This window comes from Paraburkholderia sp. A1RI_3L, from assembly GCF_048957895.1.
Lineage (GTDB): Bacteria > Pseudomonadota > Gammaproteobacteria > Burkholderiales > Burkholderiaceae > Paraburkholderia > Paraburkholderia kururiensis.
This window is the reverse complement of record NZ_JARCHA010000002.1, coordinates 319,307-335,539: the sequence shown is the minus strand read 5'-3', so window position 1 is coordinate 335,539 and position 16,233 is coordinate 319,307. Positions and strand designations below refer to the sequence as shown.

Here is a 16,233-nt window from a genome sequence, read left to right as displayed (position 1 = left end):
AGTGCCTCAACTCCGCGCGGCTATCCAGTCGATCAACGCTCCGATCACGCGATCGCGGTCCAGGTCGTTCATCGTCTCGTGGTAGCTGCCTTCGTAGAGCGTGAGCGTCTTGTCGGGCGAGCCGACGTGGCTGCCGAAATCGCGGCTGCCTTCGGGCTCGGTCAGCTTGTCCCGCGTACCGTGATAGACGAGGACGGGCAAGCGCAGACCCACGCGGCCCCGCTCGATGCGTTCCATGGCAGCCAGAATCTCCGCGCCCGTGCGAGCGGGAATTGCCCCGTGATGGACGAGCGGATCGCAGCGATTCGCCTCCACCACGGCGGGATCGCGCGACAGTAGCGCAGCGTCGATTTTCATGGCGGGAAACCGGGGCCACACGCGGCTCATGACACGGCTGGCCGCGATCATCCAGCGGGGCACGTCGTGTCCAGGCGCGAGCGCCGGGCTCGACAGGATCAGGCCCGCGACGTCATGACGGCTCGCCGGCAACCGTTCCACGGCATAGAGCGCAGCCACTGCGCCGCCCATGCTGTGGCCCATCAGGAAGAGCGGGCCGCCGTGCTGTGAAGCGGCGTCGATGAGCGCTTCGGCGTCGAGCAGGTAGTCGTCGAAGCGCGACACCCATGCGCGGGGGCCGGGCGCCTGTCCGTGTCCGCGCAGATCGATAGCGACCAGTTCGATCCCGACGGCATTGAGCCGTGCCGCGAGCGCCGCATATCGCCCGGCGTGTTCGGCGAGACCGTGGACAAGCGCGACAGTGGCCCGTCGTGTTCCAACGGCGGGCCAGCGGTAGAGCGGCAGGCCAGTGCCGTCCGCGGCCGTTACGGTGTCCGTGTGCGGCGGCGAGGTGTCCGAGCCCTCGCCGTTCCCGCCTGCGAGCGTCTGCGTTGCGGCCGCACTTCGCTGGGTTGCGGCATCGAAAGGCTTTGTCGTCTCCATGACTGATTGCCCGCCGTTTCATATTGATAATGCGACGGATCATAGCCGCGCCCGCGTATCTCAAGCGAGCGCGGTCGGCGGCGTGCCGCTCTAATTCCCTCGCGTTATGAAAGGATCGAAATTGATTATTAAAGAGAATTTCGCGGCCAGGTTAAAATCGCGGCCCACACACCAATAAAACAGCGGCGGCCATTGCCGGCGTGCATCGGCCCAAGGCCTGCCCGGCAGTACCGCCGTTTCGTTTTTTCATGATCGAACTACGCAATGTGTCGCAGCGCTTCGCGGGGCCCCGAGGCTGGGTCGAAGCGCTCCACAACATCAACCTCACGATTCCCCCAGGCGAAGTGTTCGGCATCATCGGCCGCAGCGGCGCCGGCAAGAGCACGCTGGTACGTACCATCAATCTGCTGGCGCGGCCTACCGAAGGCGAGATCGTCGTGAACGGACGGGCGCTCACGTCGTTGCCGGCTGCCGAGTTGCGTGCTGCGCGTCGCGAGATCGGCATGATTTTCCAGCACTTCAACCTGCTGTCGTCGCGCACCGTCTACGAAAACGTTGCGCTGCCGCTCGAGCTCGCGGGCATGAAGCGCGCAGAGATTGAAGAAGCGGTGTTGCCGCTGCTCGAACTGGTTGGCCTGACCGCGCAGAAAGACCGCTACCCGGCGCAGATCAGCGGCGGACAGAAGCAGCGCGTCGGCATTGCGCGCGCCCTTGCCAGCAAACCGAAGGTGCTGCTTTCCGACGAAGCTACGTCGGCACTCGACCCCGAAACCACGCGCGCCATTCTCGATCTGCTGCGCAAGATCAATCGCGAACTCGGGCTCACCGTCGTGTTGATCACGCATCAGATGGAGGTCATCAAGCAGGTGTGCGATCGCGTTGCCGTGCTCGATGCGGGCAAGGTGGTGGAAGAAGGCCGCGTGATCGACGTGTTCCTGCAGCCGCATCACGAAGTCACGCGCGCGCTGCTGGGCGACGTGATTGCCCAGGAATTGCCGCCCGCGCTCAAGGCGCGCGTGGCCGAGCGTCTGAAGACGGGCAACGGACATCTGCTGCGCCTCGCCTTCACGGGCTCGGGCGTGGACCAGCCGGTGCTCTCGGAAACCATTCGCCGCTACGAACTGGACTTCAATATTCTGCACGGCCAGATCGACGAGATTCAGGGCCAGGCGTTCGGGTCGCTCGCGGTGCTTGCGAGCGGCGAGGCGGTGAAGGTCGCGCAGGCCATCGCGTGGCTGCGCGAGCAGGGTGTCGTCGTGGAGGAGCTCTCGTATGTTGAGTGAAATGCTCGATATGTTCGTGCAGTCGTTCTGGGAGACGCTCGTGATGGTCGGCATCTCGGGCTTGATCGGCGCCCTCGTGGGGCTGCCGCTCGGCGTGCTGCTCCATCTCACCGACCGTCAAGGCGTGCTGCAGAACCTCGCCGTGAACCGCGCGATGGGTATGCTCGTGAACGCTGTGCGTTCGACGCCGTTCATCATCCTGCTCGTCGCAGTGATTCCGTTCACGCGCCTCGTGGTGGGTTCATCGATCGGCACGGCCGCAGCCGTCGTGCCGCTCACGATTGCCGCTGCCCCCTTCATTGCCCGACTCGTCGAGACGGCGCTGCGCGAAGTGGATCGCGGCCTGATCGAAGCCGCTCAGGCGATGGGCGCCACGACGCGCCAGATCGTCTTCAAGGTGCTGCTGCCCGAAGCGCTGCCAGGCATCGTGGCCGGGCTCACCATTACGTTCGTCTCGCTCGTCGGCTATTCGGCGATGGCGGGCGCGATCGGCGGTGGCGGACTGGGCGATCTGGGCATCCGCTATGGCTATCAGCGCTTCGAGCCCGAAGTGATGGTCGCAGTGGTCGTGATTCTGATCGTCTTCGTTCAACTCGTGCAGTCGTTCGGCGACTGGCTCGTGCGGCGCCTGGGTCATCGCTGAATCGATGCAAGGCCCGTGGCGTTCGCGACGCGGGCCATGCGTCAGTGCGTCAATAAACAACACACGAAACAACACACGTTTGGGGATTGAGTTATGCAACGTCGCTTCGTATTGAAACTGGTCGCCGTGCTCGGTGCGGCTACGCTGTTTGCCTCGGGCGCCGCGCGTGCCGATGAAACCATCAAGGTGGGCGTGACGGGCGGGCCGCACGCGCAATTGATGGACGCCGTGAAGACTGTGGCCGCGCGTAACGGGCTCAACATCAAGATCGTCGAGTTCTCGGACTACGTGCAGCCGAACGCGGCACTGGCAGGCGGCGACCTCGACGCGAACAGCTATCAGCACGAGCCGTATCTGCAGGCGCAGGTGAAGGACCGCGGCTACAAGATCATCAAGATCGCGGATACGGTGACGTTCCCGATGGGCATCTACTCGAAGCGCGTGAAGTCGCTGGCGGCGCTGCCCGTGGGCGCGAAGATCGCCGTGCCGAACGACCCGACCAACGGCGGCCGCGCGCTCCTGCTGCTGCAAAAGCAGGGCCTCATCAAGCTGCGCGCCGACGCGGGACTGAAGGCCACGCCGATCGATATCGTCGACAACCCGAAGAAGCTGAAGATCGTGGAACTGGACGCCGCGCAGATTCCGCGCTCGCTGGGCGATGTGGACGCGGCCGCCATCAACACGAATTTCGCAATGGAAGCCGGGCTTAAGCCCAGGCAGGACGCCATTGCCATCGAAGATCCGAACGGCCCGTACGTGAACATCATCGCGATTCGTGAGGCTGACCGTAACAAGCCGTGGGTGGCGAAGCTCGTGGCGGCGTACCACTCGCCGGAAGTGAAGCAGTACATCGAAACGAAGTTCGGCGGCGCGGTGGTGGCGGGCTGGTAATAGGCTGCGCAAAAACGGCTCAAGCAATATGGACGGCTGGTCCCGCGAGGCGGGCAACAAAATTAGAGGCGCCGGTCGGAGCCCGGGCTTGGCGCCCGGGTTTTTTCAAGGCTAAAATCGCACGACCGTTCGCTATTTCCGACGCCCAGCCCAAGGGCGGTATTGTTGATCGAAACGGCCTGCGGCGCCGCAGTGCGCAAGGGGCTGTCGCTATAATGTCCCGCAGGTTGACGTATTCGTAACTTTGGAGCGTGTGCATGAAAATCCTGGTGCCAGTCAAGAGAGTGGTCGACTACAACGTGAAGGTCCGCGTGAAGACGGACGGCACGGGCGTCGACATTGCAAACGTGAAGATGTCGATGAACCCGTTCGACGAAATCGCCGTCGAGGAAGCCGTGCGCCTGAAGGAAGCGGGCGTGGCGACCGAGGTGATCGCGGTGTCGGCGGGCGTGGCGCAGGCGCAGGAAACGCTGCGCACGGCGCTGGCCATCGGCGCGGACCGGGCCATCCTGATCGAATCGAACGAAGACCTGCAGCCGCTCGCCGTGGCGAAGCTGCTCAAGGCCCTGGTCGACAAGGAACAGCCGCAGCTCGTCATTCTCGGCAAGCAGGCCATCGACGACGACTCCAACCAGACCGGCCAGATGCTTGCCGCACTCGCGAACCTGCCGCAGGCGACGTTCGCCTCGAAGGTGACCGTGGCTGACGGCAAGGCAACCGTGATGCGCGAAGTGGACGGCGGTGCCGAAACGCTCTCGCTGAAGCTGCCCGCCGTGGTCACGACCGACCTGCGCCTGAACGAGCCGCGCTACGTGACGCTGCCCAACATCATGAAGGCGAAGAAGAAGCCGCTCGAAACCATCAAGCCCGAGGACCTCGGCGTGGATGTGACGCCGCGCCTGAAGACGCTGAAGGTTGCCGAGCCGCCGAAGCGCTCGGCCGGCGTGAAGGTGCCGGACGTGAAGACGCTGGTGGAGAAGCTGAAGACCGAAGCGAAGGTGCTGTAAGGGAGCGACGACAAATGACAATTCTGGTAATTGCGGAACACGACAACGCGACCGTGAAGGGCGCGACGCTGAACACGGTGGCGGCTGCGACGAAGATTGGTGGCGACGTGCACGTGCTGGTAGCCGGCCACAATGCGCAGGGCGCGGCCGAAGCCGCAGCGAAGATTGCGGGCGTATCGAAGGTGCTGCTCGCCGACGCGCCGCAGCTGGACGCGGGCCTCGCGGAGAATGTCGAGGCGACGGTACTGAACATCGCGAAGGACTACTCGCACATCCTCGCGCCGGCTACGGCGGCGGGCAAGAACGTGACGCCGCGCATCGCGGCGAAGCTCGACGTGGCGCAGATCAGCGACATCACGGCCGTGGTCAGCGCCGACACGTTCGAGCGTCCTATCTACGCGGGCAACGCGATCGCAACGGTGCAGTCGGGCGACCCGATCAAGGTCATCACGGTGCGCACCACGGGCTTCGACGCCGTGGCGGCCGAAGGCGGCAGCGCGTCCATCGAGAAGATCGAGGCCGCGCCGGACGCCGGCATCTCGCAGTTCGTGAGCCGCGAAGTGACGAAGCTTGACCGTCCCGAGCTGACGAGCGCGAACATCATCGTCTCGGGCGGCCGGGGTCTCGGCAGCGGCGAGAACTATACGAAGGTGCTGGAGCCGCTCGCCGACAAGCTCGGCGCAGCGCTAGGCGCCTCGCGTGCGGCCGTGGACGCGGGCTATGTGCCCAACGACTACCAGGTGGGCCAGACCGGCAAGATCGTGGCGCCGCAGCTGTACGTGGCGGTGGGCATCTCGGGTGCGATCCAGCATCTGGCCGGCATGAAGGACTCGAAGGTGATTGTCGCGATCAACAAGGACCCCGAAGCACCGATCTTCAGCGTGGCCGACTACGGCCTCGTCGGCGATCTGTTTGCGCTCGTGCCCGAACTCGTCGGCGAACTCGGCTAAGCGCGGCACCCGCGCCTCGCAGAAGGCTATCGGCACACGAAGGGGGCGCGCACGGCGCCCCCTTTTTTATTGATATCAGGCAGTAGAGGAGACTGACTCAATGAGCTACACCGCCCCCGTCAAAGACATGCTGTTCGTGATGAACGAGCTTGCCGGCATCGATCAGGTCGCAAGCCTGCCCGGCTTCGAAGACGCTACGCCGGAGACGGCCCAAGCCGTACTGGAAGAGGCCGCGAAGCTGTGCGGCGACGTCATCGCGCCGCTCAACGTGGAAGGCGATCGCAACCCCAGCAGCTGGCACAACGGCGAAGTGAAGGCGACGCCCGGTTTCGCCGATGCTTTCCGGCAGTTCGCCGAAGGCGGCTGGCAAGGCGTCCAGCATCCTACCGATTACGACGGTCAGGGTCTGCCGAAGCTGATTGCCACTGCGTGTATCGAAATGCTCAATGCCGCGAACCTGTCGTTCGCGCTGTGCCCGCTGCTTACCGACGGCGCCATCGAAGCCCTGCTGACCGCAGGCACGGAGGAGCAGAAGCAGCGCTACGTGCCGAAGCTGATCTCCGGCGAATGGACCGGCACCATGAACCTCACCGAGCCGCAAGCCGGCTCCGATCTCGCACTCGTGCGCACGCGTGCCGAGCCGCAGGGCGACGGCACGTACCGCATCTTCGGCACGAAGATCTTTATCACGTGGGGCGAGCACGACATGGCGGGCAACATCGTGCATCTCGTGCTCGCGCGCACGCCTGGCGCGCCGGAAGGCGTGAAGGGTATTTCGCTCTTTACCGTGCCGAAGTTCCTCGTCAACGACGACGGTTCGCTCGGCGCGCGCAACGACGTGCATTGCGTGTCGATCGAACACAAGCTGGGCATCAAGGCGAGCCCGACGGCGGTGCTGCAGTTCGGCGATCATGGCGGCGCGATCGGTCAGCTCGTGGGCGAAGAAAATCGCGGCCTCGAGTACATGTTCATCATGATGAACGCGGCCCGCTTCGCGGTCGGCATGCAGGGCGTGGCGGTGTCCGACCGCGCCTACCAGAAGGCGCTCGCCTATGCGAAGGAGCGTGTGCAGAGCCGGCCCGTGGACGGATCGGCGAAGCAGGCCGTCACGATCATCCACCACCCGGACGTGCGCCGCATGCTGGCCACGATGCGCGCGCTTACGGAAGCGTCGCGCTCGCTTGCCTACGTGGCGGCCGCGCACTGCGATATCGCGCATCGCCACGCGGATGCGGCTACGCGCGAGCGGCATCATGCGATCTACGAGTTCCTCGTGCCCGTGGTGAAGGGCTGGAGTACGGAGCTTTCGCTCGAAGTGACGAGCCTCGGCGTGCAGGTGCACGGCGGCATGGGCTTCATCGAGGAAACGGGCGCGGCGCAGTACTACCGTGACGCCCGCATCCTGACGATCTACGAAGGCACCACGGCGATTCAGGCAAACGACCTCATCGGCCGCAAGACGGTTCGCGACGGCGGTGCGGTGGCGAAGGCCCTGATCGCGGAGATCGGGCAGACCGTCGAAGCGCTAGGCGCGAACGAAGGCGCGGCATTCGGTGCCATGCGCACGCAGTTGGCGCAAGGTCAGCGTGCGCTGCAGTCGGTTGTGGAGTATGTCGTTGCCAACGCGAAGGGCGATCCGAACGCGGTGTTCGCGGGCAGCGTGCCGTATCTGAAGCTGGCCGGCATCGTGCTGGGCGGCTGGCAGATGGCGCGTGCCATGCTGGCCGCGGCCAGCAAGCGCGCGGAGGACCCGGCGTTCTACGAAGCGAAGATCGCCACGGCACAGTTCTTCGCGCAGCACGTGCTGCCTCAGGCTGGCGCGTTGGAGGTGTCGATCGTCAGCGCGAAAGGTGGCGAAGGCGTGTTTGCACTTGCCGAGGACCAGTTCTGAAACTGATGGGCCGGACGCCCTGCGAGAAGCGGGGCGCCTGGCGCGCGGAACGCGGTCCATAAGACAGAAGGCGCCCAATGTGGGCACCTTCTTTTTTTTGCTTCTGCGAGCTTCTCGTGTGCGGCTCGCGCCAGTCGAATCAGGCGTATGCAGGACGCCCCGTGCCGCCCGTTTCGCCGAGGTAGCGATGGACGGAGAGGTCGTCGGCGCGAATGGCGGGTTGCTTGCCCGACATCAGGTCTGCGAGCAATTGGCCCGAGCCGCACGACATCGTCCAGCCCAACGTGCCGTGTCCCGTGTTGAGGAACAGATTGGGCATCGGCGTGCGGCCCACCACCGGCGTGCCGTCCGGCGTCATCGGGCGCAGGCCGGTCCAGAAGGTGGCGTTCGAGGTGTCGCCGCCGCCCGGGAACAGGTCGTTCACGCACATTTCGAGCGTCTCGCGACGCGCGTCGCGCAGACGCTTGTCGAAACCGACGATCTCGGCCATGCCACCCACGCGGATGCGGTCGTCGAAGCGCGTGATGGCGATCTTGTACGTTTCGTCGAGCACCGTCGAAACCGGCGCAGCCTTGGCATCGACAATCGGTGCCGTGATCGAGTAGCCCTTGAGCGGATACACGGGAATCTTCACGATGCCCGACAGCAGCTTCGTCGAGTACGAGCCGAGGGCCACGACGAAAGCGTCGGCACGCACGAGTTCGCTGCCGCACTGCACGCCGGCAATGCGTCCACCGGCGACGGCGAGGCCGTCGATGGCCGTGTTGTAGCGAAAACGTACGCCGAGTTCGCCTGCAAGCGCGGCAAGGCGCGTGGTGAACAACTGGCAGTCGCCGGTTTCGTCGCCTGGCAGACGCAGGCCGCCCGTGAGCTTGTGCGACACGGCGGCGAGCGCCGGCTCGGCACGCGACAGCTCTTCGGGCGAGAGCAACTCGTAGGGCACGTTCGCGTCTTTCAGCACGGTGATGTCTTTCGCGGCGCCCTCGAGTTGCTGCTGCGTGCGGAACACCTGCAGTGTGCCGCCCTGGCGGCCTTCGTACTCGATGCCGGTTTCGGCGCGCAGCGCTTGAAGGCAATCGCGGCTGTATTCGGCGAGGCGAACCATGCGGCCTTTGTTGACGGCGTAACGCCCGGCCGTGCAGTTCTGCAGCATTTGCCACATCCACTGCAGTTGGAAGCGCGTGCCGTCGAGCCGGATGGCGAGCGGCGCATGCTTCTGGAACATCCACTTCACGGCCTTGAGTGGCACGCCGGGAGCGGCCCAGGGCGAGGCATAACCCGGCGAGATCTGGCCTGCGTTCGCGAAACTCGTGTCGAGCGCAGGGCCGGTTTCGCGGTCGATCACCGTGACCTCATGACCGGCGCGCGCCAGATAATAGGCGCTCGTCACGCCGACGACGCCACTGCCCAGAACGACGACTCGCATAGCTGCTCCATCCAGAAAGGGAAACTGGTCTGCGCGTCCGAAAAACCATGAAATATCGCGTGTGTCCAGTATTTACGGCTATGCTATTGGTGTTGAAGTAGGTTTTGTTATTGTATTTTTCCAGTTTTCAGTAGAAAAACCATGCGCACACAACGCCAGCCCGTCCGGACCCTCGATCGCATCGATCACCGCATCCTGAAACTGCTCCAGCAGGACGGTCGCATGGCGATGAAAGACCTCGCCGAGCAGGTCGGTCTCTCGGTCACCCCGTGCACGGAGCGGGTGAAGCGCATGGAGCGCGACGGCATCATTACTGGCTACTACGCGCGGGTGAATCCCGGCATGTTGGGCGCCGCGCTGCTCGTGTTCGTGGAAATCACGCTCGATCACAAGAGCGGCAACATGTTCGAGCAGTTTCGCCGGGAGGTGCAGAAGATTCCTGAGGTGCTGGAGTGCCACCTCGTGTCGGGCGACTTCGACTACCTCATCAAGGCACGCATCGGCGAGATGGCGGACTACCGCAAGCTGCTCGGCGACATCCTGCTGCAGCTGCCCGGGGCGGTTCAGTCGAAGAGCTACGTGGTGATGGAAGAGATCAAGGAAACGCTGACGATCGCTGTGGGCGATTGACTGAACTGCGGCTCGAAGAACGGCTCGACAAACGGCCGAAGTACTGTATATTTATACAGTACTTCGGCCGTTGCCTCGTATGGCGCGGTCGCTTTCCGTTTGTCGTGTGCCGCCGTGAACGATCCCGACGCCGAATATTCCGAGTATCCCGTTGCCCCGCCCGCCCCACACAAGGGGCGCGGCGCCGTAACGAACCTGCAGGGCCGCTACGAAGTCGACCAGCGCGAAGCGTTCGACGACGGCTGGACGCACCCCGACTCCCCGGAGGGCGACGTGCCGCCCCCGCTGCGCACGCAGGTGTTCGAGGAGCGCGCGAAGAGCATCCTTACGCGCAACCAGTCGCCGGATATTCCGTTCAGCATTTCGCTGAACCCGTACCGCGGCTGCGAGCACGGCTGTATTTACTGTTTCGCGCGGCCCACGCATGCCTATCTGGGCCTGTCGCCGGGCCTGGATTTCGAAAGTCGCATCTATGCGAAGGTCAACGCGCCGGAACTGCTGGCACGAGAGATTTCGAAGAAGTCCTATGTGCCGGAACCGATTGCGCTCGGCGTCAACACGGACGCATGGCAGCCCGTGGAGCGAGATCTGCGGCTCACGCGTCGCGTGATCGAGGTGCTGCACGATCGTCATCATCCGTTCGCCGCCATCACGAAGTCGTCGCTGATCGAGCGCGACCTCGATCTGCTGGCGCCGATGGCGGAACGCGGCCAGGTGATGGCTGCCATCACCATCACCACGCTCGATGCAGGCATTGCGCGCACGCTGGAGCCTCGCGCGGCGTCGCCCGCCCGGCGCCTGCGCACCATTCGTACGCTCGCTCAGGCGGGCGTGCCGGTGGGCGTGAGCATTGCGCCGGTGATCCCGTTTGTAACGGAGCCCGACATGGAGCGCATTCTGGAAGCGTGTACGGAGGCAGGCGCGACGAGCGCGAGTTACATCGTGCTGCGGCTGCCATGGGAAGTCGCGCCGCTATTCAAGGACTGGCTGGCAGCCCATTTTCCGGACCGCGCGGACCGCGTCATGAGCCGCGTGCGCGACATGCGAGGCGGCAAAGACTACGACGCCTCATTCGCACGCCGAATGAAAGGCGAGGGGCCGTGGGCCGATCTGCTGAAACAGCGCTTCGGGAAAGCCGTGCGACGGCTCGGTCTCAACGAGCGGCGGCGCGGCATTCTCGACATTTCGCAGTTTCGCCGCGAACCGGTCGTGTTGCGGCGTGCGGCGGATGACCCGCAACTCGATCTGTTCTAGGCGGGTTGCGGGCTTGTGCGGCGTCGTGTCTGTTGCCGGTCCGATTACTGCGATAGCGACTTCGCCGCTTCGACCTGCGACTCGAAATAGGTCTGGAACGAGAGCGCAAGTCCCGTCATCAGCAGGAAGGCGCCGATCAGCAGCGAAAAGATGACGATGAAGATGACCGTCCAACCCGAGCGACTGCGACGGCCGGCCTGCGCGTTGAACTGCGCGTCCCACTTCTCGTCGGGGCGCAACCCGTAGACGATGGCGGCGAGAAACGCGGCCAGCAGCGACACTGCGCCGGGTAGCGCGAGCGACCATCCGAGGGCAGATTCGCGCTGGGTGGCGACGAGCAGCAAAAAGCCAGGAATGCCGATCACGGTGCCGAGCAGATGTGCCCATCCCCAGACATCGCGCGGGCCGTATAGATAGAAGCGATGTGCTCCGATGCTGCCGAAGAAAAAGGCAAGAGCAGCGGTGAGCGTTTTGGAACGAAAGCGCGATGAATTCGAAACGGTGGACATGGGAACGAGTGATGGTGGAGAGCGCCGCCGCTGCCTGTAGTGCCTGCGTCACGCTGCTCGGGATTCCGGCCGAGCCGAATTCTACGCCGACGGGACGGCGTAAGGCAGGTGGGACAGTCGGCGAATGCGTCGCGGCGAGAGTGACCGGGATGGGCTGGTTGCGGCGCCCAAATACGGTCGGCAGGGGTGCGGGCATAGGTACGGAATAGGCCCGCGGGCAAAGGCACGTCGGGTGGCAAGCCGCTTTGTGCCACCTTCGCGCAGCCGGGCCTGCATTGCCGTCACAGCCCGATTTGCAAGGTTCTCCGTTAAGTGTTTGTTATGGCGTTGGTTTCAGGCTATAATCGCCGGTTTCAGTGGTCCCGAACCCCCGGTTTTCAAGGATTCAAGTATGGTCATCATCCGTCTGGCTCGCGGCGGCTCGAAGAAGCGCCCGTTCTACAACATCGTTGCAACCGATTCGCGTAACCGTCGCGACGGCCGCTTCATCGAACGCGTCGGCTTCTACAACCCGGTCGCGACGAAGGGCGAAGCGCTGCGCATCGCGCAAGATCGCGTGACGTACTGGCAAGGCGTGGGTGCCCAGCTGTCGCCGGCCGTGGAGCGTCTCGTGAAGCAGGCGCAGAAGGCGCAGGCAGCAGCTCCGGCTGCGTAATCTGCTTGCATGAGCCGCGTGCATGAGCTTGTCCGGCTCCGCAGGGTCCGTGCTTGTGGGTGTGCATTCCCGGTTGCGTCGCGCAAACTCTGCGATGCCTGGCCGGGCGAGTGTGCCCCGGCAATTGAAACTGGCTGCGAGGTTCGCTGATGTCCGCACGTGATTCCGAACGATCGGGACGCGCTGGACCGGTGGAGCGCAGCCAGCGTCGCGTTCAGCCGCCGGCTTCCGGCGAAGGCGTCGCACCGTTCGGTGCGTTCGTGCGCAAACCCGGCCGCAGCCGTGAAGCAACACGCGGCGAGTCGCAGGGCGCAGCAGAGGCGCCGGGCATGCGGCTTGAGTCGGAACAAAGCTGGCCGGTCGACGCGGTGGAAGTCGGCGCGATCGTCGATGCCTACGGTTTGAAAGGCTGGGTCAAAGTGGCGGCGCACGCGCAGGCCGGTCGCGGCGGCGATGCCCTGCTGGCTGCGAAGCGCTGGTGGCTCGAGAAGGGCCGCGAGCGCAAGTCGGTGCCGGTCGTGCTCGCCAAAACGCACGGCGACGCAGTGGTGGCGCAATTGGGCGGCACGGACGACCGCGATGCGGCACTCGCGCTGCGTGGTCACCGCGTGTACGTGAGCCGCACCGAGTTTCCCGCGCTCGAAGCCGACGAGTTTTACTGGGTCGATCTGCTCGGCCTCGAAGTTGTCAACGAAGGCGGCGATGTGCTCGGCAAAGTAGCGAGCATGATCGACAACGGCGCCCACTCGGTGCTGCAGGTCGAGTATCCCTCCACCGGGAAAGACGGCAAGCCACTAACCGGCGAGCGGCTGATTCCGTTCGTCGGCGTCTATGTGAAGTCGGTGGACCAGGCGGCGAAGCGGATTGTCGTCGACTGGCAAGCCGACTATTGAACACGATTCGCTGAACGGAGAGAGCGATGCAGTTCGATGTCGTGACGCTCTTTCCTGAGATGTTCCGTGCGCTGACCGATTGGGGCATTACCAGTCGGGCCGCGAAGCAGCAGCGCTACGGGTTGCGTACGTGGAATCCACGCGATTTCACCACCGACAACTACCGCACGATTGACGACCGTCCCTACGGGGGCGGGCCCGGCATGGTAATGCTCGCCAGGCCGCTCGAAGACGCGATTGGCGCGGCGAAAGCGGCTCAGGCGCAACAGGGCATTACCGGTGCGAAGGTCGTGCTGATGTCGCCGCAAGGCGCCACGCTTACGCATGAACGCGTGATGCAGTTCGCACAGCAGCCCAGCCTCGTATTGCTGTGCGGGCGGTATGAAGCCATCGACCAGCGCCTTGTCGACCGTTGTGTCGACGAAGAAGTGAGCCTCGGCGACTTCGTGCTGTCAGGCGGCGAGCTGCCGGCCATGGCGCTGATGGATGCGGTGGTGCGACAGCTGCCGGGCGTGCTCAACGATGCCCAGTCGGCGGTGCAGGACAGCTTCGTGGACGGACTGCTCGATTGTCCCCATTACACGCGCCCTGAGGAATACGACGGCATGCGCGTGCCGGATGTGCTGCTCGGCGGGCATCATGCGGAAATCGAGCAGTGGCGCCGCCGCGAGGCATTGCGCAACACACTCTACAAGCGGCCCGATCTGATCGAGAAGGCCAGGAAGAACAAGATGTTGAGCCGCGCCGACGAGGCATGGCTCGCAAGTCTCGCGAAGGAAGCGCGGAAGGCATCGTCTTCGGCGGCCACTAGCGAGGCGAAAGGCGGCGCCGCTCCATGCGTGGACGGTGCCTGATGTGAACCCATCCTCTATCGGGGCCGTGGTGCCGGAATGCTGCTCAAGCCGGTACGGGCACGAACGCCGACAAGATGGCTTACGGAGTCAGTGATGAACCTCATCGGAAAACTCGAGCAGGAAGAAATCGAGCGCGTGCTCGCAGGCAAGACCATTCCCGAATTCGCCCCCGGCGACACGGTGGTGGTGAACGTGAACGTCGTGGAAGGCAACCGCAAGCGCGTTCAGGCATACGAAGGCGTCGTGATCGCGAAGCGTAATCGCGGTCTGAACTCGTCGTTCATCGTGCGCAAGATCTCGTCGGGCGAAGGCGTCGAACGGACGTTCCAGACGTACTCGCCGCTGCTCGCCAGCATCGTCGTGAAGCGTCGCGGCGATGTGCGTCGTGCGAAGCTGTACTACCTGCGCGAGCGTTCGGGCAAGGCTGCCCGGATCAAGGAAAAGCTGGTGTCGAAAGACCGCGCAGCTGCCGCAGAGTAAAAGCTGTAAGAAAAAGCACCCTTCCCGGGTGCTTTTTTGTTTGCCAGGTCAAAATAGCGATATGTGCAGATGTCCGCGCGACATCGCTATGTTCGCTGTCCGGCGGTAGCGCCCCGCCACGCACGCCGGTGCCCGTTCCGGGAGACCCGTTGATCCGTCCTGTATTCGAGCCTGAAAACTTGCCGGTCGAGTCGACCGGCACGGACCTGCCGCCTGTGCCGTCTGCCCGTTTGACGCCGGACGGCTTACGCGCGCGCTTCGAGCAACGCCTGCTGTGGTCGCCTGAGCCGTTCGAGCCGCGTCTCACGGAAGACGTCGACCCACGCGACGCAGCTGTGCTCGTACCGCTCGTAGTGCGAGAGGATGGGCTGACGGTGCTGCTCACCCAACGTGCCGATCACCTCAACGATCACGCTGGCCAGATCAGTTTTCCCGGCGGACGCCGGGAACCGGAAGACGCGGACGCCTTCGCCACCGCGCTGCGCGAGGCGAACGAGGAAGTGGGCCTCGATTCCGGGCGCGTGGAAGTGCTGGGCGCCTTGCCGGACTACATCACGGGCACCGGCTTTCTGGTGGCGCCCGTGGTAGGTCTTGTGCATCCGCCCTTCACAGTGTCAGCGGATACGCTCGAAGTGGCGGATATCTTCGAAGTGCCGCTCAGCTTCCTGATGAATCCGACGCACCATGAGGTGCGCGTGTTCCGCTGGGAAGGCGGCGAGCGACGCTTCTTCTCCATGCCGTATCCGCGCGGCGGCAGCACCGGTGGTCATTACTTCATCTGGGGTGCGACGGCCGGCATGTTGCGCAATTTCTATCGCTTTCTTGCGGCATGAAACACCATGCCGACTGGAATGTGGCTCGTGCACATCACGCCGTTGTTGTTTCGATGTTGCGCCGCGGCCCGCGCGCATTCAGGCCCATCTGACCCTGTGCTATCGTTATAAAAGAATTCCAAACTTCCGAATCGCACGGCGCGTCGCATGACTTTTTTCTCCGTATTGCTGGCCCTCATCATCGAACAGGTGCGCGCGCTGTCGCCGACCAATCCGGTGTCCGCGCTGCTTCAATTTCACGCCGAGTCCGCGGCGCAAGGGTTCGACGCCGGCAAGAAAAAGCATGGGTTGCTCGCGTGGCTTGCGGTGGTGTTGCCGTGGACACTCGCGGTCGCGCTCGTCTATTATGTGTTGTATCGCATCAGCTTTGTGCTGGCGTTCCTGTGGAACGTCGTCATCGTCTATTTCACGCTCGGCTTCCGGCAGTTCAGCCACTATTTCACGGACATTCATCTCGCTCTGAATAGCGACGACGTGCCGCGCGCCCGCGAAATTCTCAATGAATGGACTGGCATGGACACCGTCGACATGCCGGTCGGCGAAATCGTGCGTCACACGCTCATTCACGCGGTTGTGGCGTCGCATCGGCACGTGTTCGGCGTGTTCTTCTGGTTCCTCGTGCCGATCGGACCCGCCGGCGCGGTGTTGTACCGGATTGCGGAATATCTCGCCCGCACATGGTCGCGGCCCGCCGACGATCGCACCGCGGCATTTTCCAGCTTCGCACAGACCGCGTTCTTTCTGATCGACTGGGTGCCCACACGGCTCACGTCGCTGGGCTTTGCGATTGTCGGCAACTTCGAAGACGCGATTTACGCCTGGCGCAATCATGCGCACACGTGGCCGGACACCAACGAGGGGGTATTGCTCGCCGCGGGTAGCGGTGCATTGGGCGCGCGTCTCTCCGGGCCGCTTGCCGAGCCGTCGAGTCTCGATGCCCTGGCCACGGGCGACGGCGGTCCGCTGCAGGTTGGCGACGATTGCACGCCGCGTACCCTGCAATCCGCAGTTGGGCTGGTGTGGCGTGCGGTGATCCTGTGGATGCTGCTGCTCCTCATGCTCACCATCGCGATGTGGTTCTAACCCACCCGCGCT

Annotated in this window: 17 protein-coding genes; 14 read left to right on the top strand and 3 right to left on the bottom strand. The window is 64.1% G+C overall.

Going from position 1 to position 16,233, the window contains the following annotated elements; genetic code table 11:
• Window positions 1–6: 6 nt before the first annotated feature.
• Complete coding sequence (locus PXJ20_RS07625; protein ID WP_421029693.1) at window positions 7–939, bottom strand: lysophospholipase; 933 nt, start codon at window positions 937–939, stop codon at window positions 7–9.
• Window positions 940–1,187: 248 nt separating this feature from the next.
• Here PXJ20_RS07625 and PXJ20_RS07620 point away from each other — a divergent pair, with 248 nt between their 5' ends.
• The 6 genes from PXJ20_RS07620 (at window position 1,188) to PXJ20_RS07595 (ending at window position 7,604) form a co-directional block, all read left to right on the top strand.
• A complete protein-coding gene (locus PXJ20_RS07620; protein ID WP_421029692.1) occupies window positions 1,188–2,222 on the top strand; it encodes a methionine ABC transporter ATP-binding protein in 1,035 nt (344 codons plus the stop codon).
• Complete coding sequence (locus PXJ20_RS07615) at window positions 2,212–2,865, top strand: methionine ABC transporter permease (protein ID WP_026121722.1); 654 nt, start codon at window positions 2,212–2,214, stop codon at window positions 2,863–2,865. The genes PXJ20_RS07620 and PXJ20_RS07615 overlap by 11 nt, the downstream gene beginning before the upstream one ends.
• 93 nt (window positions 2,866–2,958) lie before the next feature.
• Window positions 2,959–3,756 (top strand): MetQ/NlpA family ABC transporter substrate-binding protein, encoded by a 798-nt coding sequence (locus PXJ20_RS07610; protein ID WP_421029691.1) that lies wholly within the window; start codon window positions 2,959–2,961, stop codon window positions 3,754–3,756.
• A 257-nt stretch (window positions 3,757–4,013) separates the two neighbouring features.
• Window positions 4,014–4,763 carry an electron transfer flavoprotein subunit beta/FixA family protein gene (locus PXJ20_RS07605; protein ID WP_114810210.1) on the top strand — a complete coding sequence of 250 codons (750 nt, stop codon included), beginning with the start codon at window positions 4,014–4,016 and terminating at the stop codon, window positions 4,761–4,763.
• 14 nt (window positions 4,764–4,777) lie between these two features.
• Window positions 4,778–5,713: an electron transfer flavoprotein subunit alpha/FixB family protein gene (locus PXJ20_RS07600; RefSeq protein WP_421029690.1), complete on the top strand. Its 936-nt coding sequence runs from the start codon at window positions 4,778–4,780 to the stop codon at window positions 5,711–5,713.
• A gap of 100 nt (window positions 5,714–5,813) precedes the next feature.
• Window positions 5,814–7,604, top strand: coding sequence for an acyl-CoA dehydrogenase (locus tag PXJ20_RS07595; protein WP_421029689.1), 1,791 nt, complete (start codon window positions 5,814–5,816; stop codon window positions 7,602–7,604).
• A gap of 139 nt (window positions 7,605–7,743) precedes the next feature.
• Here PXJ20_RS07595 and PXJ20_RS07590 read toward each other — a convergent pair whose 3' ends face one another.
• Window positions 7,744–9,030: a D-amino acid dehydrogenase gene (locus PXJ20_RS07590; protein WP_421029688.1), complete on the bottom strand. Its 1,287-nt coding sequence runs from the start codon at window positions 9,028–9,030 to the stop codon at window positions 7,744–7,746.
• Between the two features lie 141 nt (window positions 9,031–9,171).
• Here PXJ20_RS07590 and PXJ20_RS07585 point away from each other — a divergent pair, with 141 nt between their 5' ends.
• Both PXJ20_RS07585 and PXJ20_RS07580 read left to right on the top strand, forming a co-directional pair.
• Window positions 9,172–9,660 (top strand): Lrp/AsnC ligand binding domain-containing protein, encoded by a 489-nt coding sequence (locus tag PXJ20_RS07585; RefSeq protein ID WP_017774603.1) that lies wholly within the window; start codon window positions 9,172–9,174, stop codon window positions 9,658–9,660.
• A gap of 114 nt (window positions 9,661–9,774) precedes the next feature.
• The gene (locus tag PXJ20_RS07580) at window positions 9,775–10,914 is read left to right on the top strand and encodes a PA0069 family radical SAM protein (protein ID WP_199540338.1); all 1,140 of its coding nucleotides are present in this window, start codon (window positions 9,775–9,777) and stop codon (window positions 10,912–10,914) included.
• Window positions 10,915–10,958: 44 nt separating this feature from the next.
• Here the strand turns inward: PXJ20_RS07580 and PXJ20_RS07575 are convergent, their stop codons facing one another.
• Entirely contained in the window at window positions 10,959–11,423 is a 465-nt protein-coding gene (locus PXJ20_RS07575) for an NINE protein (protein ID WP_413212277.1), read from the bottom strand.
• A 391-nt stretch (window positions 11,424–11,814) separates the two neighbouring features.
• Here PXJ20_RS07575 and rpsP point away from each other — a divergent pair, with 391 nt between their 5' ends.
• From rpsP to PXJ20_RS07545, 6 genes are all read left to right on the top strand, one after another.
• Entirely contained in the window at window positions 11,815–12,078 is a 264-nt protein-coding gene (gene rpsP, locus PXJ20_RS07570; protein ID WP_017774606.1) for a 30S ribosomal protein S16, read from the top strand.
• 149 nt (window positions 12,079–12,227) lie between these two features.
• Window positions 12,228–12,971: a ribosome maturation factor RimM gene (gene rimM / locus PXJ20_RS07565; protein WP_421029687.1), complete on the top strand. Its 744-nt coding sequence runs from the start codon at window positions 12,228–12,230 to the stop codon at window positions 12,969–12,971.
• Window positions 12,972–12,997: 26 nt separating this feature from the next.
• Window positions 12,998–13,825, top strand: coding sequence for a tRNA (guanosine(37)-N1)-methyltransferase TrmD (gene trmD, locus PXJ20_RS07560; protein ID WP_421029686.1), 828 nt, complete (start codon window positions 12,998–13,000; stop codon window positions 13,823–13,825).
• Window positions 13,826–13,918: 93 nt separating this feature from the next.
• Window positions 13,919–14,305, top strand: a complete 387-nt coding sequence (gene rplS / locus PXJ20_RS07555; protein WP_017774609.1) for a 50S ribosomal protein L19 — start codon at window positions 13,919–13,921, stop codon at window positions 14,303–14,305.
• A gap of 149 nt (window positions 14,306–14,454) precedes the next feature.
• A complete protein-coding gene (locus tag PXJ20_RS07550; RefSeq protein WP_421029685.1) occupies window positions 14,455–15,138 on the top strand; it encodes a CoA pyrophosphatase in 684 nt (227 codons plus the stop codon).
• A 147-nt stretch (window positions 15,139–15,285) separates the two neighbouring features.
• Window positions 15,286–16,221: a CobD/CbiB family protein gene (locus PXJ20_RS07545; protein WP_017774611.1), complete on the top strand. Its 936-nt coding sequence runs from the start codon at window positions 15,286–15,288 to the stop codon at window positions 16,219–16,221.
• The last annotated feature ends 12 nt before the right edge of the window (window positions 16,222–16,233 follow it).